The organism is Synechococcus sp. CBW1108 (genome assembly GCF_015840335.1).
GTDB lineage: Bacteria > Cyanobacteriota > Cyanobacteriia > PCC-6307 > Cyanobiaceae > Cyanobium_A.
This window is the reverse complement of sequence record NZ_CP060395.1, coordinates 2,081,390-2,101,786: the sequence shown is the minus strand read 5'-3', so window position 1 is coordinate 2,101,786 and position 20,397 is coordinate 2,081,390. Positions and strand designations below refer to the sequence as shown.

The window sequence follows — 20,397 nt, the reverse complement described above, 5'->3', positions numbered from 1 at the left end:
GGGGGGCTGAGCAGCTTGTAGCCCGTGCGTCTCTACACGGTGGGCCACTCCAACCAGACCCTGAGCCAGCTGGTGGGGCTGCTGCAGCTGCATGGCATCAACGCGGTGGCGGATGTCCGCTCCATGCCTTACAGCCGCCGCCTACCCCAGTTCAACAGGCCTGAGCTTGAGGCGGAGTTTCCCAAGCACGGCATCCGCTATGTGTTTCTGGGAGAGGAGCTGGGCGCTAGGCGGGAGGAGGAATCGGCCTACGACGGGCTGCAGGCTGCCTATGAGCGTGTGGCTCAGTTGCCAGCCTTCCAACAAGGCCTGAGCCGGGTGCTGAAGGGACTTGGACGAGGGCTGACCCTGGCGCTGCTATGCGCAGAGCGGGACCCCTTGACTTGCCATCGGGCGATCCTGGTAAGCCGGCACCTTCAGGCCAGGGGGGTGGACGTGCAGCACATCCTTGGCGATGGATCACTGGAGAGCCATCAGGAGCTTGAGCACCGCATGCGCCGGGCCTTGCAGAGACTCGGCATCTTGGAGGTCTCAGGAGGAGATGTCCAGTTGGATCTTCTAGGTCGCGAGGTCACTCAGGGCCGACTAATCAGCCCAGAGGACGAGCTTGATGAGGCCTACCGCCAACAAGGGCGGCGGATTGCTTACACCAAACCACTGATTGCCGCCTGAGACATTCCCATGAGCAAGAAGATCACGCTCTACACGATTGGGTTCACCAAGAAGAATGCCAAACAGTTCTTTGAATTAATACAGAAGAGTGGCGTAAATAAAGTGCTGGACACGCGACTGAACAATGTTTCGCAGCTAGCGGGATTCACCAAGAAGGATGATCTTGCATTCTTCCTGGAAAAGGTGGCGGGGGTAAGCTATGATCATGCCCTGAAGCTTGCGCCTACTGACGACATTCTAAAGAGCTACAAAAAAGGTGAGATCAGCTGGGATATATATGCCAACGCTTACAACGATCTGATCGACAAGCGCCATGTTGAAGAGCTCTTTCCAGCCGACATGTTGGATGGGGCTTGCTTGCTTTGCAGTGAGCCAACTCCACACCATTGCCACAGAAGGCTGGCAGCAGAGTTCTTCAAGAATCATCTTGGAGGAGGAGTAGAGATCGTGCACCTCTGAGGGATGGAAACTACTGTGCTCTGTCTGGCCAACTCTAAAAAGGAGGGCGAACGCTGCATCGCCGGCATCGACGTGCGTACCGGGCAGTGGGTGCGCCCCGTAAGCCGCCATACCCCAAAAGGGGAGGTGCCGCTTCGCGAACGTCAGGTAAATGGCCAAGAGCCGCAACCCCTGGATCTAATCCAGATGGATCTGGCTCACGATGGTCCTGCTGGGTTTGACTACTGCCACGCGAAAGAAAATCGCTGGATCGAGGCAAAACCCTGGACCAAACTAAGTGTAGCTGGCGTCAAAGATCTTCAACCCTACCTCTGTAACTCAGCCAGGATCCTGCATTCTCACGCCAAGTACACACGTCCCGACATTATCGGGGCAAAGCCGCTCGTGGAGCGCACGACTCTTGAGCTGCGCAAGGTGCAGCGCATTAGTTTTGATCAAAGCGGCGGCAAGTGGAAAGCCACGCTGGCCACAGCCGAAGGTATTGAGCTTCGAGGAATCAGCGTCACAGACTGCGTACTTACTGAACAGCTCAATGCTCGAACATTCATTGGACAGCAGGGCTATGCAGTGATCAGTCTCGGTGTACCTTGGGTCCCGCCGATAGAGGAGTGGGCTGAGGGGCCTGTGGGCTGGAAGCTACTTGCTGGTTGGATTCCAATACAAGCTTAAAGAGCAAGCTCTAGATGCCGTAGCAATGCCCACAATAGCCTCAGCAGGATTACGCTGTGCTCATGTATTCATGCACGGAAGAGCAAAGCTATTGGTGGAAGCTAGATTTCTTCCGCGGGCTCTTGTATAATTGCCCTGCCCAGGTGCGGTGCAACTGTCGCAAGACCCGGAAGACTGGAGACATGACTGACGCCAATAGCAACTGGATAAATCGTATCAAAACAAAGATTGAGCGCGAAGTTACCCAAATCGAAATCAGGGAGGACCTTAGCACTGAAGAGAAGATCTCAAGAACAATCCATATATTCTCGGCAACTTGCGCAGCTGCCGCCGCTCAGCCGCTGCCATTCGCCGATATTTTTATCTTGACGCCAATTCAAGCCTATATGGGCTCAAGGTTGAGCGCTATTCGCGGCATGCCCATCACCGAGGCGAAGGCCAATGAGTTGCTTAAGGAAATTCTAGGGACCGTAGGCATGGGAATGTTGGCCCAACAAGCAGCTTTGGGCCTGTACAAGGTGGGGCTGCCATTCTTGGCTGGCTTTACCACGATTCCACTTGTCTACGGACTGACCTACGCGGTGGGGCGGACCATGGACTACTACCTTAAGGAGAAATCAAGAGGCAAGGTTGTCTCTGCACCCGAGTTGAAGAGGATGTGGAGGGAAGCCAAGGCAGAGGGGCGCAAACGTGGAAAAGACTTCAAGCCGGAATCATGAACCGGACTCCAGGGATTCGCTACCTGAGCTGCCGCTTTGATGAAGCTGCCATTTTGGCCGCTCTGGCCAAAATCCTCTTTTCATCCGACTCGCTTGAGGAGCCTGACTATGGGGTTTTGGCTGCGTTAAAGAGGAGCTCACCAGAGTGGGACCTTCCCCTTGAGCAGATCAGTGACAAGCTCGATGGCCTTAGCGATGACCAAGTTGCGGGTTTGGTCAACAATGTGAAAGGAATCCTCCACGAAATGGAGTTCCAGATCATTGAGAACACGGATGGTGACAGTGTCTTTGCGGCGCTGTTCCCGGAAACGAACCACCAATCCGTCGATGTCCAGCTCTTTGATCAGTCAACTAACGAGTCATGGGAGATTCAGCTAAAAGCGACTGACAATCCGAGCCTAATCAATGCCTGGATGGAATCCAATCCAGACACGGAAATTCTCGTCACTGAAGAGCTGGCTGAACGCTTGGATCTGGAATCCTCCGGCATGAGCAATGAGGATCTGACGATACGAGTAGAGGACTTCGTAGACAAGATGCAAGAGCTTAATGATGCAGCTGATGAAACAATCTGGGCCTTCTTCCCGGTTCTGCCACTGCTTTCATCGGGAGTCATCGTCTTTGAGCTCTGGCGGCGCTTTCGTGATGGACGCATCACCTCGGATCAGTTCCGAGACCTCACCTTAAAAACCCTTGGTATCAAGGCAGCCAAATATGCCGCTCTGTTCGCCGCCTTATCGGTGCCAGGGCTGAACATTGTGGTCGCTGCGTATCTCCTGGCTTCCTTGGTGATGTCGAGTACGGCGCTTGTCAATGAGGCGATGGGATTTCGGTCCTTGAAGTGGCTTGGCGCATGAATCGGAATGTGGTTCACCCCGCCCGCGTGTTGCTCAAGCCAGTGGCAGGCCATGCAGGCCTTGCGGCTCCGGGGGCCTTACCTGGCTGGGACGATGAAGCGCTATGGGGCGACCCCATAGAAGTACAGCTGTACTGACAGGGCGCGCGCCGCCGGGCCCCGTCCACTCCCGGTCGTCCGAACGTGCCCAAGGCCAAGCAGTGGAGTTGCGCCGCGCCCCTTTCCTGCCTGAGCGCCGCGCATTGCGCGCCCGCCACCCAGTTTCTCAACTAGCACAAGCCTTTATTGAGAATGGATGAGAAGCGCTGCGGTACAACGGCTCTCAATTTTAGGTTTGGCTGCAGGTTGTGGCGGTTCTCGGGATGCCCAACCGCGAAACTCTCGGAGCCAGATCACCAGGGGGCGATCCTACGGCTGACCACCAAATGTGGCAAGACGTAAAGGCGCGTGACGCTACCGGTGGTGTTGGGCCCCAAAACCCGGTGTTAGACCTTGAAGTCCGCGGGGCGGGCCTTTCGGAACGAGAAAGGCCGGGGGCGTCTGAGCCCTCTGCTTCTACCCATGCGGGCCCTTGTTCATGACTCTGCAGTCAGCCCATGGCCAGTGATTCCGGGCCTTCCATGCCGCCCGACCAGTCCACGTCCTCCCGCCCCTCGCTCTGCCAGAAGCGATCGAGTGAAGACGCGGCCCACCGCTCTGCATCCCCAAGGGTGCGGCTGTTGTGGTGCAGCACCAGCCCCCTCGCTTGAAGAGGACAACCAGCGATGGCGGTGCAACCAACCCGAGCTTTTCTCCACGAGGTGGTGACCAGCGCGATCAGCCCTGACGGGACGTTGTACGTCGTGGGGTATGTCTTTGATGCAGACCACGACAGGCATCTGGTCTTTGCGACCGGCGCCAACTTTGAGGATCCCAGGATTCTGCCGTTGATGAAGGGCCAGGAGATCCAGCTGACGTGTGGGAGTCCGTGCCTGGAGGTGTTGCCCCTGAGTCAGCAGAGCGAGGAAGTTCAGGTCCAGGTGGCTGAGCAACTCAACCAGGTTTTGATCGAGTCCCTGATCTGCGCTGGCTGAGCACGGTGGTCAGGTGATGCGATGAGGCCCCACTCCAGGTGGAGCCTCCTGACGCGGCCATCCATCCACTGCCGAGCACTACTGCTGCACCAAGAAGGCCTCAATCCAGTCGTGATGGCACTTCTGGTTGATCCGATCGGCGATGGTCACCGCCTCCTCGGGCACCTGGAACCGCTTGCGGAAGGCCCGAGTGAGGCTCTCCAGCTGGGGCCGGGGCAGGGCCCGCAGGCCTCTGTGGAGGTGCCGGATCGTTTCAGCATCGAGGGACTGCTGGCCGGGGTCAGCCGGCACTGATGGCGTTGGCCTCGGGGCCGAGGATGCTCCGGCGGCAGCAGTAGCACCAGCTGTCCCGCGTCAACCCCCTTGGCCGATTGGCGTCAATCAAGTTGGCCGGTGAGGGGAACTGATCGCCCCCCAGTTGTCGCCGGCGACAACTGGGGGGCGATGACGCTGGAGGCGACACGAAAACTGAGCCACACATCAGTCCGAGCCATTGCCAGCACTGACTTCCTCTGATCGGCACCAGGCGACAACCACGTTGGCCGGTTAGGCGCCGAGACCTCTGCTGAGCCTTGCCCTGGAGCGCACGAGCCGGCGGACCGCACAGTCCGCCGGCAGCGCGGAGCTCCCCGCCGGGGTCTGGCACCATCGGCACCAGGTTGTCGCCGGACGACAATCTCCCGGGCTGTTCTCCGCTTCTCTACGGCTGCTGTGGCTATTTGCTGCCGCTGCGCCGGCTTGCTTGGGCGCGGCGGTGGCTGTCGCCGCTGATCTCGACGATGTGGCAGTGGTGCACCAGCCGGTCCACCGCCGCCACGGTCATTGAGCTGCTGGGGAAGATCTCATCCCAGGCGGTGAACGGCTGATTGGCGGTGATCAGCAGCGATCGGCGCTCGTAGCGGTGGCAGATCAGCTCAAACAGCACGCTGCTCTCCTGTTCATCCCGCCGCACATAGCCAATGTCATCGATCAGCAGCAGCGGGTAGCGATCCAGCCGCTCCAGCGCTGCCGGCAGGTTGTATTCGGCGCGGGCCTTCTGCAGCTCCTGCACCAGGCTCGTGGCGGGATAGAAGCGGCAGGCCTGATCCAGGCCGATCTGCGCCAAGGCGATGCCGACCGCCAGGTGCGTCTTGCCCACACCGCTGGGGCCGAACAGCAGCACGTTCTCGCCCCGCTGCAGCCACTCGCTCTGGCGGCTCAAGGCCTCCAGTTCCTGCCATCGGTGCGCCTCGATCCGGCCGCCATGGTCGTAGTCCGCCAGCGCTTTGCTCCAGGGCAGCTGGGCCGCGCGCAGCAGCCGGTGCTGGCGGGCCTGCTGGCGTTGCTCCATTTCCTGCTCGCACAGGGCATAGAGAAACTGGCTGGGGCTCCAGCCCTCGCCCTCAGCCTGCGAGGCGATGCTCTGCCAGTGGCAGCGGATCCATGCCAACCGCAGCTGTCGCAGCAGGATCGGCAGGGCGGCTTCCGCCGCCTGGGGCCGCGGGATGGAGGGCAAGGAGGTCGTCATAGCTCTGCAGCGTGTGTTGGGAAATGCGTTGCGGCGGGTGGGGGCGATGGGGCGGCAGCCGGAAGCGTTGCTGCAGCGCCGCCAGCGACAGCCCCTGCCGTTGATGGGCCTTCTCGAGCCAAACCAGCACTGGCTCGTAGCCCGCCAGGCGGCAGCCCACATACAGCGCCTCGACCATCAATCGGGCGGCGGCGTCACGGTCACCGCCATTGCGCAGCTGCTGCCACAGCTGCCACCAGCGCTCATCGGGGAACAGCTCCCGCTGGTAACTGCAGTGCAGCAATGCCCGGGGTTTTCGCCTGAGCGCATCGATCAGGTGCTCCAGATCGATGCTCCACGCCCGCCCATGACGCTCGACACCGCCGTGGCGCCGCTCCAGTTCGCAGGCGATCTGCCGGCCCAGAAGCAGCTGCAGCCGGTCGTGGAAGATCCGCACCGTCAGCCGCTGGTCGATCAGCCGCGGCGGCACCGAATACACGACTCTGCGTACCTCGATCGTGCTGGTGCGCCGCACCGTGAGCTGTTCAATGTCGTAGTCGGCAAAACGAAACCGCGGTAGTGGCCGCAGCGCCGCCTGCTCCTGCTCCAGCCGGATCAGGCGCGGCCTGTTGTACTGGTCAATCACCGCGGCCAGAAAAGCCTGGTATTCAGCCAGCGACTCGAAATCACTGCTGCCGCGCAGCAGCAACGCCTGCTCGATCCGCCGCTTGAGATGGCCATGGGGACTCTCCACACGGCCGTTCTCATGCGCCACCCCCAGGTTGTTGCGGCTGTAGGCCAGGCTGTAGTGGCTGCAGAGGGCGTGATAACGGCGGGTGATGTCGGAGCTGAAACTGCCGTTGCGGTTACGGCACGCTGCTGATAACCGGTCGGTGCGCAGTTCACCTGGCACCCCGCCGCAGGCAGCCAGAGCGTTCTGCAGACCCTCGGAGAGGGCTGCAAAACTCTCGCCGCCCTGGACCACCTGCGCATAGCTCCAGCCGCTCCAGGCCAGGCGGTAGTGGAACAGCAGATGGGGGAACACCTGGCCGGCGATCGTCACCTCCACCCCCTTGAGCTGGGTGAAGTCACAGAAGGCAATTTCGCCAGGCTCATAGCTCAAAGGGAAGATCACCTCCGGCGCCGGGCCGTGCAGTGCCTTCCACTCCCGCACCCGGCGCTGCAGGGTGCGCTGTAGCGGAATCCAGTCCACATCAGGTTTCTGCTGCTGCAGATGCTCCAGGAGCGTGATCGGCGTCAGCGCGGGTGAGCGCTGCAGCAACGGCACCAGCTCCTCCTCCCATACCCCTACCAGCGGATCGGGGCGGGTGCGGCCACGGGGCTGGTTCGCCCGCGGCTGCAGCTGATTGCATTCAATCCGGCGAGCACTGCGCACTGAGATGCCCGCCGCCGCGGCAGCAGCCTCCTGGCTGCTGCCGCCTCGTCGTTTCGTCATGAACAGATTGCGTTGGTGGCTTGTCAGTGGTGCCGGCATCACCTGGTCCCTGCGCATCGGCACCAGGGTCTCCAGCACTCACCCCACCGGCCAACGAGCTTGTCGCCGACCGGCCAACTTCATTGTCGGCGGACAACCAGCTGCCGGCCGGCTCACAGGAGGCCGCTGCCCGCCTGGCCGCTGAGCTCCATCACCCTGGCCCGCTGAGCTGGTCACCTCTCGCTGGCGCTTGTCATAGAGGGCGAGGCCAAACGGGTTCCCGAAGGTCATCAGCGCCCGCTTCATGGCATCGGTTTCGGCCTCCTTGAGAGCCGATTCATGGGCCTGGCCCAGATCCACGTCAATGCCGTGGCCGGCACCACTTCCCTCGCGCACCAGTGGCACCAGGCCACCGGCCGTGACAGTGACGCGCACGCGGGCGGTGTAGGTGACGCCCCAGCCAGGCTTCTGGTCCCGGCCAATCAACCGTTCGGCCTGGGCGACGCAGCGGACGGCAATGGTCTGCCGCTGCCAGCCGTCAAAGCCAAAGATGCGGTTCGCTTCCGCGATCACCTGCCAACCCTCCAGATAGCTCACACGGCTGCGGCCCTGCTCCCGCTGGCGGACGTTGGCCCGATCGAGCGGGGCAGAGAGCGCAGAGAGCTGTTCTGGGGAGAAGCCGGAGGGCTGAGCCTGAGGAGCGGGGCCAGCTTCTGGTGGAGCCTCCACGGCGCGGTCAGCAGAGCGGATCAACTCCAGGGCCGATGGAGGCCTCTGGCTGGGTCGAGGAGGAGCGGGGCGGCTGGTGGTGCGAGCCCCGTTGGTGGAGGGCGCGGCGACGGTCATGGCGTGATGCGGCGATCGGTGTGAGGAGTGAGGAGGAAAGGGGCCCGGCTGCCCAGCCAGGACCCCACCTGTGAAAGGGGGGCTTTGCCCACTCAGCAGATGCGCCAGGAGCGGCGGGAGATCAGCTGGGCGCCGGTGATCTCCTGGCCGGCCTTGAGGGCTGCCTTGATGGCGGTCTTATCGGCCTGGAAGGTGGTCTTGACCGCCAGCCATTCGGGATCGAGCAGGGCCTCGTTGTCGATGGCGACGGCGGTGGAGCGGGTGCTGCGCAGCTCGTGATTCGGGAACGAGAAGCGGGTGGCTGCGGGCTGCAGCCGGGTGAGTACCAGCACCAGTGATTCCTCCAGGGCATCGGCCCGGCCGGCATCGGAGCGGGACAGCTCCGTGAGCCGCTTGGCCTGCTGCTGCCGGTAGGCGGCCTGACCACGCAGGTGCTCGATTACCCAGCAGGTGGCATCGGCCTTGGCGGCGAGAGCCTGCTTGTTGCCTTCATCGGCAAGCAGCGCAGCCTCCAGTTCCGTGATGGCCTGTTGGCGGTCTTCTGGCTCGTCGCCTTCAAGGCGCTGGGCGAGCAGGCCGATGGCAGTGGTGAGCTCCTGGGCCTCGATGCCCAGCTGCCAGAGGGAGCCGGTGCGCTGGAGGGTGCAGGCAGGGCCTGCTGCATTGGGGAGAACTGGGGCGAGAGGAGCGGTGGTGGTGAGAGCAGACATGGGTAGGTGGAGAAGAGGGAACGAGAGGAGCGGGGCGACGAAGGCCGCTCAAGCGGCGAGGGGCTCCGGCGAGAACGGCGGCAGCACTTCCATCACCACCACCGGCACCGGTGAGCGGGTGGCGCAGCGGCGGGCCTGTTGCACCAGCGAGGCCGTGCCTGGCCCACCGGGAAAGGCGATCACCAGCACCGAGGCGCTGAATGCCGGGGAGGTGTGGGCCTGGGCCTCGACCAGGGCCTGCTCGAGCAGGCGCCGATTGCGGATGGGGCCGGCGCAACGGCCATACCGGCGCCACTCGGCATCGAGGGACTGAACGCGCCAGCCGAGCTGGTGGGCAGCGCGGCCGATGGCCTGATCGGCGCCACGGGCACCGCCATGGAGCAGCAGATGGACAGCACGGCCACCGCTGCGCTGGAGCAAGGCAGAGGCGATGCGCTCTTGTGGCCAGGAGAGATCACGACCTCCGGCGGCGACGATGACGACCGAGCGATGGGCCAACGCCGGCGGCGGCAGGAGGCCAGGAAGAGGCAAAGCAGCGGCCTGGGCCACTGCAGCAGAAGACAAGCTCATGGGCTACAGAGCAAACGAACGGGGCAAGTTGTCCGAGGATTTCGTTGCCGCAGGCGATGGGCTCGGGGCCTTTGGCGCAGCCTTTATTCTACCAGTACAAACGCACTGAGCAGCCGGCAGAGCTGCTGCAGGGCAATCGATCTACGCAAAGCAAAGGCATACGCTGACGGATCGGAAAGCTGATAAACAGACCCGCCAGATTCAGCGCTAAACAACCAGCTGGCCGCGCAGCCGCGCGAGGAAACTTGCTGCCTCCCCCTATGACGCGAGCGAAGGCCAGGCCACCGCAGCCGCGGGACAAGCAGCCCTGCCCACCACCCCCACACCGGCCCCGGAGCGGAGGGCGGCGGCGGCTGGCCGATGCACGCCACGGCGCAGCCGTGGCACGCTGAAGGACGGCCGCTGACGACCCGGAGCCCTGGGGTGTCTGTAGACACTGGCGGCACAACCTTCAACAGCAGTGGCGCCAAAGGACGGAAGGATCAGAGCGGCTCGGTGCCTTCGCTGAGGATCGCCAGGTAGGCGTCGTAGGCGAAGAGGCGGTTGCGGCGGGCTCCGGTGACTTCTCGGGCGATGCCCAGCTCCACCAGGGCCTCGATTGCCTTGCTGGCGGTGGGGACACTCAGCCCACTCCGTTGTCCCAGTTGGTTGATGCTGGTCAGAGGCCGCTGACGCAGGGCTGCGTAGCCCTGGCGCACGCTGGGCCCGGAGCGGCCGAGCCCAACCAGCCGTGCTTCATCGGCGCGAAACAGCTCCAGCAGCAGCTGGGCCGTCGCCACGGCCGCTGAGGCTGTGTTCTCCACACCTTCCAGGAAGAAATCAAGCCAGGCCTCCCAGTCCCCGCTGTGTCGCACCCCATCCAGCAGCTCGTAGTAACGGCTGCGGTGTTGCTTGAAAAACAGGCTGAGGTAGAGCAACGGCTGGCTGAGCACCCCGGCGTCGATCAGCATCAACACGATCAGGAGCCGTCCCAGGCGACCGTTGCCATCGAGAAACGGGTGGATGGTCTCGAACTGCACGTGAGCCAGGGCGGCGCGCACCAGCACCGGTAGGGCGTGCTCACCCTTGGGGCCGCCGTGGATGAATTGCTCGAGCTGCCCCATGCACTCCTCCACAATCACCGGTGGCGGCGGCACGAAGCTCGCATTGCCAGGCCGAGTGCCGCCGAGCCAGTTCTGGCTACGCCGGAATTGACCCGGCAGGCGATCAGCGCCCCGTCCCCGGGCCAACAGCCGGCTGTGGATCTCTCGTAGCAGGCGGGAGGAGAGCGGAAAACCTTCCTTCAGCCGGGCCAGGCCGTGCTCCAGTCCGGCCACGTAACTGGAGACCTCCACCACGTCATCGAAGGGAACGCCGGGAGCCTCCTCCAGCTCAAAGAGCAGCAGATCGGAGAGGGACGACTGGGTCCCTTCGATCTGGGAGGAAAGCAGGGCCTCACGCCGCACATAGGCGTAGAGAAACAGCTCGGGGTCAGGGAGCAGGGAGGAGATCCCGTCCAGCCGTCCGCAGGCCAGCAGCGCCCGCTCGTGCAGTGCCTGCAGTGGCCCCGCCAGCTCCAGAGGAGGATCAGGCGGCAGTGGCGCCGGCACGAAGGCCCGCACTGCTTCACCGGCGGTGCTGGTGATCTCGTAGCGCCCGGTGGCATCGCGCCGCATGGAGACCCTGGAGCGAACCTTGAATACCGTTGGATCTTATTCAAGGGAAAGGGCTTTCCTTTGAATAAGGCCGGCCTGGCGCTGGCCCTGGCGGGCATGGAAGCGTCTGTCTCGTCAGTCTCAATCGCTGTCTCGCGGCCTTTCTTGGGTTCGCTCGTCTGATGCCCCTGTCTAGTGCTGATAAGGGGTTGGACGGGAAAACGTCTCACCAAGCATCTCACATGCGGCTTTTCCCTTGTTGAGAAGTCAGCGGTGGCAATGAGACTGGGCGATTTATGGTTCAGCCTTCCAAGCTGATGATGCGGGTTCGATTCCCGCCGCCCGCTTCCTTTTCTCAATAGGGCCGCCCCCTTAGAGCTCCGTTCCCTTGAGCAACGGCGCCGCCACCAGCAGCATCAGGCTGCGGCTTTGTAGGGGGGCGCCGGTGGGCAGCCAGGGCTGGGGCTCGGATGGCAGGTCGTCGCCGGGGGGGAGGGCGGTGTCGATCACCCGCAGCCAGCCGTTGGGACAGGCGGGCAGCTCGAAGTGCATCGCCTTGCTGTAGGAGTTCAGACCACACCAGACCATGGGCCCCTGACGGCTGTCCTGAAGACTCCAGGCCAGGGTGTGGGACCAGCTGGCCCAGTCTGGCTTGTCCAGTTCGACCCCGTGCCACTGGCGCCAGAGGTTGCCGCGATCGCTGCTGCGCCGTTGGGGCGTTTCATCGATGCTTTGCTCCGGGTTGAACAGGGCTGCCAGGTGGGCCCTGAGCTTCAGCAGCCGACGCAGAAACAGCCGCAGGGCCAGGTCGCCCTCGTCGGGCTGCCAATGCATCCAGCCCAGGGGGTTGTTCTGGCACCAGCTGTTGTTATTGCCCCCCTGGCTGCGGCGCACCTCGTCGCCCATCAGCAGCATGGGCACCCCCGGTGCCAGCAGCAGGCTGGTGAGCAGGTTGCGTAGCTGGCGCTCCCGCAGGGCGGTGATGGCTTGGTCGGAACTGGGCCCCTCGATGCCGTGGTTCCAGCTGTTGTTGTGGTTGTCGCCGTCGCGGTTGTCTTCGCCGTTGGCGAGGTTGTGCTTGCCGTTGAAACTCACCAGGTCGGCCAGGGTGAAGCCGTCGTGGGCGGTGAGGAAGGTGATGCACTGGCCCGGGTGCACCGGTGCGTTGGTGAACAGGTCGGGGCTGCCGCTGAGCCGCTGGGCCATGGTCCAGCAGGTTTTCTCATCGCCCTTCCAGAAGCGCCGCAGGTCGTCACGGAAGCGGCCGTTCCAGGTGGCCACCCGGCGGGCTGGAAAGTCAGAGAGGCGGTAGAGGCCGCCACAGTCCCAGGGTTCGCTGATCAATTTGAGGTCGCTGAGGTCGGGATCGGCCTCCATCTCCTCAAACAGTGGCGGTGTGTCCAGCGGTGCCAGGTTGTCGCCCCGGCTGAGGGCAATTCCCAGGTCGAAGCGAAATCCGTCGATGCCCAGTTCGGTGGCCCAGCAGCGCAGGGATTCCAGGATCAGGCGTCGCACCAGCGGGCGATTGGCGGCGATTGTGTTGCCGCAACCGCTGACATCCTGGTAGTCGCCCCTGGCGCTTTGCTGGTAATAGAGGCGATCACAGAAGCCGCGCCAGCTCAGGGTTGGGCCATCCTGATTGCCCTCGGTGGTGTGGTTATACACCACATCGAGCAACACCTCGATGCCGGCCCGGTGGCAGGCGGTCACCAGCTGCCGCACCTGGTTTCGACCGCTGAGCGGGTCGTCGCCCACCAGGTAGTCGGGGTGGGGGGCCATCCAGCTCAGGGGGCTGTAGCCCCAGTAGTTGTGGCGACCAGCCGGTGCGTCATGGGGATCGAAGGCCATCACCGGCAGCAGCTCGATGGTGGTGATGCCGAGCTCGCGCAGGTAGGGCAGGGTGGGGATCAGGCCCAGCAGGCGCCCCTGGTGCTCCTCAGCCACGGGACAGCCCGGCCCCTGGGTAAAGCCGCCAACATGCAACTCGTAGATCACGCTCTTCTGCCAGCTGTGGCGAGGCCTGGGGGCGTGATGGAAATCAAACCGATCCCGCTCGGTCACCACCCCCTTGAGGCATTGGCTGGTATTCGGGGCCGCTCCCACGGCACTGCCTCGCCCATAGCTGCTCCAGCCGGCGATGGCCCTGGCACAGGGGTCGAGCAGCACCTTGGACGGGTTGAAGCCATGGCCGCCGGGCTGCAGCGGTCCGAACACCCGATAGCCGTAGCAGCTCCCCAGCCCGAGACCCTCAACCTCCACGTGCCAGTGGTCGCCGGACCGGTGCCGCTGGTCGAGCTCCACAATCCGGTCCGCTTCGGGGGCGTCGCCGTGGCTGAAGAGCAGCAGTTCGATCCGGGTGGCCAGGGGGGCAACCACGGAGAAATTCACCCCCCTGGCGGTGAGGCTGGCACCCAGGGGCCAGGGATGGCCGATGTGGAGCCCCTTGCCCGGGTGGTGGTTGGCGCTGGGGTCCATGGAGAGCTCAGGACTGTTGAATTGGACCGTCAATGGGCCTGCCTGGATGCGACAACGTTAAGCAGGCCTTTCGCTGGGGGCAGCAGGATCCTGCTGAGGTGCCCGTCTCCGGACCTTCTTCCCCTGCTCTCCCCACCTGCCGCCGCCCCAGCCTTGGCCTTGCTCACCCAGCCCCCCGAACCCGGCCGCCCGCCCCAGCAGGTGATTGCGGGGTTGTGGCTGTTCGCGCCCAGCCGCGAAAGCCAGGGAGGTAGCAGCTGGCTGCTGGAAGGCTCGGCCTATGGCGGCGATGGCGATCTGCTGGTGGATTGTCCCGGATACACCCAGGCCAATCTGGAGATGCTCCAACGGCGCTCGCTCCAGGTGGGTCCAGGCACGATCGTGCTCACCAGCCGCGAGGGGCATGGGCGCTGCCGCCGCTTTCAGGAGGCCATTGGCTGGCCCGTGCTGGTGCAGGAGCAGGAGGCCTACCTCCTGCCCGGGGTGAGGCAATGCACATGCTTTGCGGCGAAATATGCCCTGGCGCCGGGGGTGGAGCTGCTTTGGACGCCGGGTCCGACGCCCGGGGCCTGCGTGTTGCATGTGCGGGCAGGAGGCGTTGATGGCCTTTTCTGCGGGCGTCTGTTGGTGCCAACTGGGCCGGCGGCCCTGGCCCCGTTGGCCACGGCGCGCACTTTCCATTGGCCCCGCCAGCTGCGCAGTCTGGAGTTGCTGCGCGGTTGGTTGCCGGCGGGCTCCCCGGCCTGGATCGCCAGTGGTGGCGGGCTTGGTGCGCTGCGGGGCGAAAAGCTCGTAACTGGGGGCGCTGCCCTGCTGGCGGGCCTCGATTTGTGATGGCGGCAGCCACTCCGATCCGCCCTATGTGCGGAAATTGTCACGAAAACCGTTGCGCCGCCGCACTTTCTTGTTGCAGCAAGGGCTGAGTCCCCATACGATTGCGAGGCTTAACTCCGGGCCGGTCGGCGTTTCCGACTCGCCACCCTCTGTCGGATCCCGACCGTCAACCCCGAGGCTTCTTCCTTCTATGAACAAAGCTGATCTAGTCAACCTCGTTGCCGCCCGCACCGAGCTCACCAAAACCGATGTCTCTTTGGTAGTGGATGCTGCCATCGAAACCATCATTGATTCGGTGGTGGAAGGCAAGAAGGTTTCCATCCTGGGCTTCGGTTCCTTTGAACCCCGGGATCGTTCCGCCCGTCAGGGTCTGAACCCCAAGACCGGCGAGAAAATCGGAATTCCTGCCAAGCGGGTGCCTGCCTTCACCGCCGGCAAGATGTTCAAGGACCGGGTTCAAGGCTGAACCGGGTATCGTTCTAGGACCGGACCACCTACTGCCAGCCCACTTTCAGGCCCTGCTGGAAGCCGGCTTGCTGCGGCGCCGGCAGGGTTACCGGGGGCGATTCGCTCCCTCGCCGACGGGCGCCCTGCACCGGGGCAACCTGCGCACGGCCCTGCTGGGCTGGTTGCACGCCCGCCTGCGCGGTGGGGAATGGCTGCTGCGCCTTGACGATCTCGATACGCCCCGCAATCGCCCTGGCGCGGAGGCTTCGATCCTGGCCGACCTGCGCTGGCTTGGCCTGGATTGGGATGGGCCGCTGCTGCGGCAGAGCCAGCGACGCGGCCTCTACGGCACGGTGCTTTCCGCCCTGCGCAGGCAGGGCCTGCTCTATCCCTGCCGTTGCAGTCGCCGCCTGATGGCCCATATCTCCGCTCCCCATGGAGCCTTGACTGTCTATCCCGGCACCTGTCGCGGCCGGGATGGAGGTTGGGGGCCCTTGCAGGGCCGGCTGCCGAGCTGGCGGTTGCGCTTGGGGCCTGGGGTGCTGCGCTGGCTGGAAAGCTACGGCCCCTCTGGTCAGCTTGACGGCCCCAGCACAGTGGGTGATGTGGTGCTGCGCCGGGCCGATGGCTTCCTCGCTTACCACCTGGTCACGGCGGTAGATGAGCTCAGCCTCGGCATCAGTGATGTGGTGCGCGGCTGTGATCTCTGGAGCGCCACCGGCGCCCAGGTGGCCGTGATGGCAGCCCTGGGGGCAGACCCGCCGCGCTACGGCCACGTGCCGCTCTGGCGAGATGGGCAGGGCCGGCGGCTGAGCAAACGGGAGGGGGGCGAGGGCCTCGCCGCCTACCGCCAGCGAGGGCTCGATGCCGCCTCGGTGGTTGGAGATCTGGCGGCCAGTGCCGGCCTGGTGCCTGCCGGCGGGCGCCTGAGTGCGACCGAGCTGCTGCAGGAGCTGGGGCCATGCCCTGAACGGCTCGAGCAGCTGTTGAGGGCTCCCCAGGCCTGACCAATCTCTGGCAAGGGTGCCGGCAGGGGCCTCATCCTTTCTGCTTCTTTTTCCGCCAGATAAAGAATGCTGCCGTTGCCACCACAACGGCCAGTGGCGCTGCGGTCAACAGCAGCAGAATCACGGCAGTCCAATCGGTGTACATCGCTCAGACGCAAAACCTCAGCCATCATCTCAGTAGACCGACCCCGCCGCCGCTGCCCCAGTGATGAAGCTTCTGCCAATCAGTTCCCTTGCCCTGGCAGGACTCTCCCTGGCCCTGCTGGGACCGTCGCCAGCCCGCGCCGGCGTGGAATTCGACAACTGCCAGCCCACCGCTGACGGCGGCATCAGCTGCGACACCCGGCCCACGGGCAACACCTTGATGGACGATCAGACGGCGCGCTATGGCCTGTTCAACGATGCCAGCCCCGGCTGGAGTGAATTCGATCCAGACGAGGGATTTGAGGATGACCTCGGTGGCAACGAAACCTGAGCAATCGCCATCCCATGATCCGGGCGATTCGTTGATCGAGCGGCTCCACAGCGTGCAGTTGCTCCACGGCTACCTGCCCAGGCAAGAGCTTCAGCAGCTGGCCATCAGCATGGCCCGTCCCCTCAGCGAGGTGATGGGTGTGGCGAGCTTCTACCACCTGTTTCGCCTCGACCCGCCGCCGCCCCATCGCTGCGTTGTCTGCCGGGGTACCGCCTGTTTCGTGCGGGGGGCTGAGCGGCTGGAGGCCGCCCTGCGGCAGCGGGGGGTGGCCTTCGAGACCACAAGCTGCATGGGGGCCTGCGGCCAGGCCCCGGTGCTGGTGGTCGATGGAGCCCTGGCCATGGGCCAGCCGGAGGCGCTGCCATGGGCGTGAGCTGGCGCTGCTGCGATGCCACGGCCTGTCGGGCAGCCGGGGCGGCGGCCCTGAGGCAGCGGCTTGAGGCGGAGGTGGGTGCTGATCGGGTCAAGCCGGTGGGTTGCCTGCGGCTCTGCGGCATGGGCCCCCTGGCGGCGGCCGACCATGCCGATGGCTCCACTGAGCTGGTGGCTGGAGTGGCGGGGGAGCGGCGCCTGGATCTGGCCCATCCGTTTTTTCTTCTGCAGCGATCGGTGGTGTTGGAGCGCTGCGGCCTGGTCAATCCCGATTCGATCGACGATGCGATTGCCCAGGGCGCCTACGCCGCGTTGGATCGCTGCCGGCAGCTGGCGCCGCAAGCGGTGATCGAGCAGGTGGCGCGGAGTGGCCTGCGGGGCCGCGGCGGTGCGGGCTATCCCACCGGCCGCAAGTGGCAGCTGGTGGCCGCCCAGGCCAGCCCCACTAGGGCGGTCGTCTGCAACGCCGATGAGGGAGATCCCGGCGCCTTCATGGACCGGGCGGTGCTGGAGGGGGATCCCCACCGGCTGTTGGAGGGCATGGCGATCGCCGCCCATGCCGTCGGCGCCGCCGAGGCCTTCATCTACGTGCGGGCCGAATATCCGCTGGCGATTGAGCGGTTGCGCACCGCCATCGGTGCCGCCGAGGCCCGTGGGGTGCTGGCGGGCTTGCCGATCCAGCTGCGCATCGGTGCCGGGGCCTACGTGTGTGGCGAGGAAACGGCCCTGCTCCACTCGATTGAGGGGGGGCGGGGCACGCCCCGGCCACGGCCGCCCTACCCGGCGGTGTCGGGCCTGTGGGGCCTGCCCACCCTGATCAACAACGTGGAAACCTTTGCTGCCGTGCCGGCGATCTTGCGGGAGGGCGGTGACTGGTATGCCGCCATGGGCACGGCCACCAGTAAGGGCACCAAGGTTTTCGCCCTTTCCGGCGCCATCCCGCACACGGGCCTGATTGAGGTGGAGATGGGCACCAGCCTGCGCACCATCGTCGAGGCCATGGGCCAGAGCCCACCGGGGCAGGTGAAGGCCGTGCAGACCGGCGGCCCCTCCGGCGGCTGCGTGCCGGCGGCGCTGCTCGACACCCCGGTGGATTACGAGAGCCTGCAGTCGCTGGGCTCGATCATGGGCTCCGGCGGCATGGTGGTGATCGATGGGGCGATGGCGATGCCGGAGCTGGCCCGCTATTTCATGCGTTTCTGCGTCGATGAAAGCTGCGGCAAGTGCCTGCCCTGTCGGGCCGGCACGGTGCAGCTGGCCCAGCTGCTGGATCGTTTTGTCGAGCGCCGGGCGACGGCTGCTGATCTGGTGCAGCTCGAGCAACTCTGCGGCATGGTCAAGGCCACCAGCCTCTGCGGCCTGGGCCAGTCGGCCCCCAATCCGGTGCTGAGCACCCTGCGGTTTTTCCGCGCCGAATACGAGGCTGCTATTTCGGCTCCCGTCGTGCCATGACAACACTGCAGCTCCAGATCAATGGACGCGCCGTGAGCGCCGCCGGGGACGCCACTGTGTTGGAGGCGATCCGCTCGGCGGGCCTGCAGGTGCCCACCCTCTGCCACCTCGATGGCCTCACGCCGGTGGGGGCTTGCCGCCTCTGCTTGGTGGTGATCGAGGGCCATCCCAAGTTGGAGCCCGCCTGCGTCACCGCCGTGGCCGATGGGATGGTGGTCCACACCCATACCCCCGAGCTGGACACCTACCGGCGCATGGCGGTGGAGCTGTTCTTCGCCGAAGGCAACCATGTGTGCGCCGTCTGCGTCGCCAACGGCGCCTGCGAGCTCCAGGCCGTGGCGGTGGAGGTGGGCATGGACCACTCCCGTTTCCCCTACCAGTACCCCCGGCGCCAGGTGGACGCTTCCCACCCCCTGTTCAGCCTGGATCACCATCGCTGCATCCTCTGCACCCGCTGCGTGCGGGTCTGCGATGAGATCGAGGCAGTCCACGTGTGGGATGTGGGCTATCGGGGCAGCTCCTGCTCGATCATCGCCGGCCTCGATCAGCCCTGGGGGGAGGTGGCGGCCTGCACCAACTGCGGCAAGTGCGTCGATGTGTGCCCCACCGGCGCCCTGTTTCGCAAGGAGGATGGCAGCGGCGAGAAGCAGCCCCACCCCGAGCGGGCCCACCAGCTGGTCGAGGCGCGCACCGAGCACCACTGGCACAACCAATGACCCTTGGCATAACCAATGACCCTTGCCACACCCCCAAAGCTGCGATTCGCCACGGTGTGGCTGGCGGGCTGCAGCGGCTGCCACATGTCGTTCCTCGATCTGGACGAATGGCTCTTTGAGCTCGCCGAGCGGGTGGAGATCGTCTACTCGCCGGTGGCCAGTGACATCAAGGTGTTTCCCGAGGGTGTGGATCTGTGTCTGGTGGAGGGGGCGGTGGCCAACGCCGACAACCTTGAACTCGCCCTGCAGCTGCGGGCCCGCAGCAAGGTGGTGGTCTCCTTCGGCGACTGCGCCGTCAGTGCCAACGTGCCGGGCATGCGCAACCTCTGGGCCGGCGTCGAGGGCGGCAGCCGCCAGAGCGTGCTGAAGCGCGGCTATGTGGAGCTGGCCGACACCGGCGCCCAGCATCCCCATGCTCCGGGCATCGTGCCTGAGTTGCTGGAGCGGGTGCTGCCCCTGCATGAGTTGATCCCGGTGGATCATTTCCTGCCGGGCTGCCCGCCTTCGGCTGAGCGGATCCGGACCTTTCTCGAGGCCCTGCTGCGTGGCGAGGCGCCACCGATGGAAGGCCCGGCCATGCTGGGTTTTGGCTGAGGGCGGGCCGGGATCAGCCCGCCGGGCTGCCCGCCGATGGGTCGTCCACCAGGCCAGTTTCCAATTCCAGTCCAGCCCGACTCAGGTTCCAGCGGTAGATCGCCAGGGCCTCAGCTGAGCGGGCCACCTGCAGGTTGCGCTGGGCGACCAACAGCTCGGTCAGAGAGGAGAGGCCGGCCCGATAGCGCAGAAGGGCATCCTGCACCGACCGTTCTCCCGCCACGATGGCCGCCCGCGCGGCAGCGGTCTGGGCGGCCGCTGCTCGGTGGGTGGCGAACCAGGTTTCCACGTTTTGGATGATGGCCTGCTGGGCCTGCTGAAGGGCGATCTCCGCCTGGGCCGCACGGCGCTGGGCCAGGGCAATCGACTCGCGGCTGAGGCCTCCGTCAAAGATGGGCTGGCGCACGCTGATGGCGGCCCCCCAGTCGACGAAGCTGCCCGAGGCATTGCCGCTCGTGTTGACGGTTGGCAAAGTCACGCCAGCGCCACTGCTGCTGACAGAGGGGGTAGTGCTGAGATTTGGAACATTGAGCCAGTTGCCGCTGATGCCCCCTCCCACCAGAAGGCCGACGCTGGGCAACCGTCCAGCTCGGGCCAATTGCACGTTGGCTTGCTGGGCCTGCTGGAGTTGCGAAAGGCTTTCCAGGGCAGGGCGCTGCTCCACGGCTTTGCTGAGGCTGTCGCCCAAGCTGTGGCCCCAAGCCGGATCCGTCTGGAGGGGGTCAGCGGGTTCGACGCGGGATTCGGCCGCCAGATTCAGCACGCGGGCCAGTGCACTGAGGGCGATTTCATGCTGGGCCTGGGCCTCTGCCAATCCCTGCAGGTCGGCTTGCAGCAGGGCTTCGGCCTGATAGGTAGGGCTTGCTGAGGAACCGATATCCATTGCGCCGCAGTTG

At 64.9% G+C, this 20,397-nt stretch carries 24 protein-coding genes and 1 tRNA gene; 15 read left to right on the top strand and 10 right to left on the bottom strand.

The genetic code is table 11. From position 1 onward, the window contains the following. Window positions 1-24: 24 nt before the first annotated feature. From H8F27_RS11465 to H8F27_RS11445, 5 genes are all read left to right on the top strand, one after another. On the top strand, window positions 25-672 hold the full coding sequence (locus H8F27_RS11465) for a DUF488 family protein (protein WP_197148201.1): 648 nt from the start codon (window positions 25-27) through the stop codon (window positions 670-672). A gap of 9 nt (window positions 673-681) precedes the next feature. Continuing rightward, window positions 682-1,131, top strand: coding sequence for a DUF488 family protein (locus H8F27_RS11460; RefSeq protein WP_197148200.1), 450 nt, complete (start codon window positions 682-684; stop codon window positions 1,129-1,131). Window positions 1,132-1,134: 3 nt separating this feature from the next. Continuing rightward, a complete protein-coding gene (locus tag H8F27_RS11455; RefSeq protein ID WP_197148199.1) occupies window positions 1,135-1,800 on the top strand; it encodes a hypothetical protein in 666 nt (221 codons plus the stop codon). A gap of 182 nt (window positions 1,801-1,982) precedes the next feature. Next, window positions 1,983-2,519 (top strand): YcjF family protein, encoded by a 537-nt coding sequence (locus H8F27_RS11450; RefSeq protein ID WP_197148198.1) that lies wholly within the window; start codon window positions 1,983-1,985, stop codon window positions 2,517-2,519. Further along, entirely contained in the window at window positions 2,516-3,376 is an 861-nt protein-coding gene (locus H8F27_RS11445; protein WP_197148197.1) for a hypothetical protein, read from the top strand. Before H8F27_RS11450 ends, H8F27_RS11445 begins: the two co-directional genes overlap by 4 nt. Before the next feature lie 588 nt (window positions 3,377-3,964). Here the strand turns inward: H8F27_RS11445 and H8F27_RS11440 are convergent. After that, window positions 3,965-4,108 carry a hypothetical protein gene (locus H8F27_RS11440; RefSeq protein WP_197148196.1) on the bottom strand — a complete coding sequence of 48 codons (144 nt, stop codon included), beginning with the start codon at window positions 4,106-4,108 and terminating at the stop codon, window positions 3,965-3,967. A gap of 31 nt (window positions 4,109-4,139) precedes the next feature. Between H8F27_RS11440 and H8F27_RS11435 the strand changes: the two genes are divergently transcribed. Then, complete coding sequence (locus H8F27_RS11435) at window positions 4,140-4,448, top strand: hypothetical protein (RefSeq protein WP_197148195.1); 309 nt, start codon at window positions 4,140-4,142, stop codon at window positions 4,446-4,448. A 78-nt stretch (window positions 4,449-4,526) separates the two neighbouring features. On the opposite strand, the gene H8F27_RS11430 is transcribed toward H8F27_RS11435, so the two are convergent. From H8F27_RS11430 to H8F27_RS11405, 7 genes are all read right to left on the bottom strand, one after another. Then, window positions 4,527-4,739, bottom strand: coding sequence for a hypothetical protein (locus tag H8F27_RS11430; protein WP_197148194.1), 213 nt, complete (start codon window positions 4,737-4,739; stop codon window positions 4,527-4,529). Window positions 4,740-5,163: 424 nt separating this feature from the next. Further along, window positions 5,164-5,877 carry an IS21-like element helper ATPase IstB gene (istB, locus tag H8F27_RS11425; RefSeq protein ID WP_231596186.1) on the bottom strand — a complete coding sequence of 238 codons (714 nt, stop codon included), beginning with the start codon at window positions 5,875-5,877 and terminating at the stop codon, window positions 5,164-5,166. Then, a complete protein-coding gene (gene istA, locus H8F27_RS17635) occupies window positions 5,831-7,468 on the bottom strand; it encodes an IS21 family transposase (RefSeq protein ID WP_231596227.1) in 1,638 nt (545 codons plus the stop codon). The genes istB and istA overlap by 47 nt, the downstream gene beginning before the upstream one ends. Continuing rightward, window positions 7,469-8,215: an RAD52 family DNA repair protein gene (locus H8F27_RS11420; protein ID WP_231596226.1), complete on the bottom strand. Its 747-nt coding sequence runs from the start codon at window positions 8,213-8,215 to the stop codon at window positions 7,469-7,471. A 92-nt stretch (window positions 8,216-8,307) separates the two neighbouring features. Continuing rightward, on the bottom strand, window positions 8,308-8,925 hold the full coding sequence (locus tag H8F27_RS11415; protein ID WP_197148193.1) for a siphovirus Gp157 family protein: 618 nt from the start codon (window positions 8,923-8,925) through the stop codon (window positions 8,308-8,310). A 48-nt stretch (window positions 8,926-8,973) separates the two neighbouring features. Continuing rightward, a complete protein-coding gene (locus tag H8F27_RS11410; protein WP_197148192.1) occupies window positions 8,974-9,495 on the bottom strand; it encodes a hypothetical protein in 522 nt (173 codons plus the stop codon). Window positions 9,496-9,977: 482 nt separating this feature from the next. Continuing rightward, on the bottom strand, window positions 9,978-11,150 hold the full coding sequence (locus H8F27_RS11405) for a Fic family protein (RefSeq protein ID WP_197148191.1): 1,173 nt from the start codon (window positions 11,148-11,150) through the stop codon (window positions 9,978-9,980). 249 nt (window positions 11,151-11,399) lie between these two features. On the opposite strand from H8F27_RS11405, the gene H8F27_RS11400 reads away from it, so the two are divergent. Next, window positions 11,400-11,476 (top strand) — tRNA-Gly (locus H8F27_RS11400). Between the two features lie 25 nt (window positions 11,477-11,501). Here the strand turns inward: H8F27_RS11400 and H8F27_RS11395 are convergent. Then, window positions 11,502-13,604, bottom strand: a complete 2,103-nt coding sequence (locus tag H8F27_RS11395; RefSeq protein WP_197148190.1) for a glycogen-debranching protein — start codon at window positions 13,602-13,604, stop codon at window positions 11,502-11,504. 153 nt (window positions 13,605-13,757) lie between these two features. Here H8F27_RS11395 and H8F27_RS11390 point away from each other — a divergent pair, with 153 nt between their 5' ends. From H8F27_RS11390 to H8F27_RS11355, 8 genes are all read left to right on the top strand, one after another. After that, window positions 13,758-14,438, top strand: a complete 681-nt coding sequence (locus H8F27_RS11390) for an MBL fold metallo-hydrolase (RefSeq protein ID WP_197148189.1) — start codon at window positions 13,758-13,760, stop codon at window positions 14,436-14,438. A gap of 190 nt (window positions 14,439-14,628) precedes the next feature. Beyond that, complete coding sequence (locus H8F27_RS11385; protein ID WP_197148188.1) at window positions 14,629-14,904, top strand: HU family DNA-binding protein; 276 nt, start codon at window positions 14,629-14,631, stop codon at window positions 14,902-14,904. A 67-nt stretch (window positions 14,905-14,971) separates the two neighbouring features. Next, complete coding sequence (gene gluQRS, locus H8F27_RS11380) at window positions 14,972-15,892, top strand: tRNA glutamyl-Q(34) synthetase GluQRS (protein ID WP_231596225.1); 921 nt, start codon at window positions 14,972-14,974, stop codon at window positions 15,890-15,892. A 208-nt stretch (window positions 15,893-16,100) separates the two neighbouring features. After that, a complete protein-coding gene (locus tag H8F27_RS11375) occupies window positions 16,101-16,367 on the top strand; it encodes a hypothetical protein (RefSeq protein ID WP_231596224.1) in 267 nt (88 codons plus the stop codon). A 31-nt stretch (window positions 16,368-16,398) separates the two neighbouring features. Further along, window positions 16,399-16,740, top strand: a complete 342-nt coding sequence (locus tag H8F27_RS11370) for an NAD(P)H-dependent oxidoreductase subunit E (RefSeq protein WP_231596223.1) — start codon at window positions 16,399-16,401, stop codon at window positions 16,738-16,740. Then, window positions 16,731-18,191: an NADH-quinone oxidoreductase subunit F gene (locus tag H8F27_RS11365; protein ID WP_197148186.1), complete on the top strand. Its 1,461-nt coding sequence runs from the start codon at window positions 16,731-16,733 to the stop codon at window positions 18,189-18,191. Before H8F27_RS11370 ends, H8F27_RS11365 begins: the two co-directional genes overlap by 10 nt. After that, window positions 18,188-18,907 carry a bidirectional hydrogenase complex protein HoxU gene (gene hoxU, locus H8F27_RS11360; protein WP_197148185.1) on the top strand — a complete coding sequence of 240 codons (720 nt, stop codon included), beginning with the start codon at window positions 18,188-18,190 and terminating at the stop codon, window positions 18,905-18,907. Before H8F27_RS11365 ends, hoxU begins: the two co-directional genes overlap by 4 nt. 15 nt (window positions 18,908-18,922) lie before the next feature. Beyond that, window positions 18,923-19,501, top strand: a complete 579-nt coding sequence (locus H8F27_RS11355) for an oxidoreductase (RefSeq protein WP_197148184.1) — start codon at window positions 18,923-18,925, stop codon at window positions 19,499-19,501. Between the two features lie 13 nt (window positions 19,502-19,514). On the opposite strand, the gene H8F27_RS11350 is transcribed toward H8F27_RS11355, so the two are convergent. Beyond that, a complete protein-coding gene (locus tag H8F27_RS11350) occupies window positions 19,515-20,384 on the bottom strand; it encodes a TolC family protein (RefSeq protein ID WP_197148183.1) in 870 nt (289 codons plus the stop codon). Between the last annotated feature and the right edge of the window lie 13 nt (window positions 20,385-20,397).

Coding starts and splice junctions, on each gene's coding strand:
- H8F27_RS11375 (WP_231596224.1), top strand. CDS start 16,101: ATGAAGCTTCTGCCAATCAGTTCCCTTGCCCTGGCAGGACTCTCCCTG.
- H8F27_RS11445 (WP_197148197.1), top strand. CDS start 2,516: ATGAACCGGACTCCAGGGATTCGCTACCTGAGCTGCCGCTTTGATGAA.
- hoxU (WP_197148185.1), top strand. CDS start 18,188: ATGACAACACTGCAGCTCCAGATCAATGGACGCGCCGTGAGCGCCGCC.
- H8F27_RS11420 (WP_231596226.1), bottom strand. CDS start 8,215: ATGACCGTCGCCGCGCCCTCCACCAACGGGGCTCGCACCACCAGCCGC.
- H8F27_RS11405 (WP_197148191.1), bottom strand. CDS start 11,150: ATGCGGCGCGATGCCACCGGGCGCTACGAGATCACCAGCACCGCCGGT.
- H8F27_RS11395 (WP_197148190.1), bottom strand. CDS start 13,604: ATGGACCCCAGCGCCAACCACCACCCGGGCAAGGGGCTCCACATCGGC.
- H8F27_RS11460 (WP_197148200.1), top strand. CDS start 682: ATGAGCAAGAAGATCACGCTCTACACGATTGGGTTCACCAAGAAGAAT.
- H8F27_RS11415 (WP_197148193.1), bottom strand. CDS start 8,925: ATGTCTGCTCTCACCACCACCGCTCCTCTCGCCCCAGTTCTCCCCAAT.
- H8F27_RS11385 (WP_197148188.1), top strand. CDS start 14,629: ATGAACAAAGCTGATCTAGTCAACCTCGTTGCCGCCCGCACCGAGCTC.
- H8F27_RS11450 (WP_197148198.1), top strand. CDS start 1,983: ATGACTGACGCCAATAGCAACTGGATAAATCGTATCAAAACAAAGATT.
- H8F27_RS11355 (WP_197148184.1), top strand. CDS start 18,923: ATGACCCTTGCCACACCCCCAAAGCTGCGATTCGCCACGGTGTGGCTG.
- H8F27_RS11410 (WP_197148192.1), bottom strand. CDS start 9,495: ATGAGCTTGTCTTCTGCTGCAGTGGCCCAGGCCGCTGCTTTGCCTCTT.
- H8F27_RS11435 (WP_197148195.1), top strand. CDS start 4,140: ATGGCGGTGCAACCAACCCGAGCTTTTCTCCACGAGGTGGTGACCAGC.
- H8F27_RS11350 (WP_197148183.1), bottom strand. CDS start 20,384: ATGGATATCGGTTCCTCAGCAAGCCCTACCTATCAGGCCGAAGCCCTG.
- H8F27_RS11365 (WP_197148186.1), top strand. CDS start 16,731: ATGGGCGTGAGCTGGCGCTGCTGCGATGCCACGGCCTGTCGGGCAGCC.
- H8F27_RS11455 (WP_197148199.1), top strand. CDS start 1,135: ATGGAAACTACTGTGCTCTGTCTGGCCAACTCTAAAAAGGAGGGCGAA.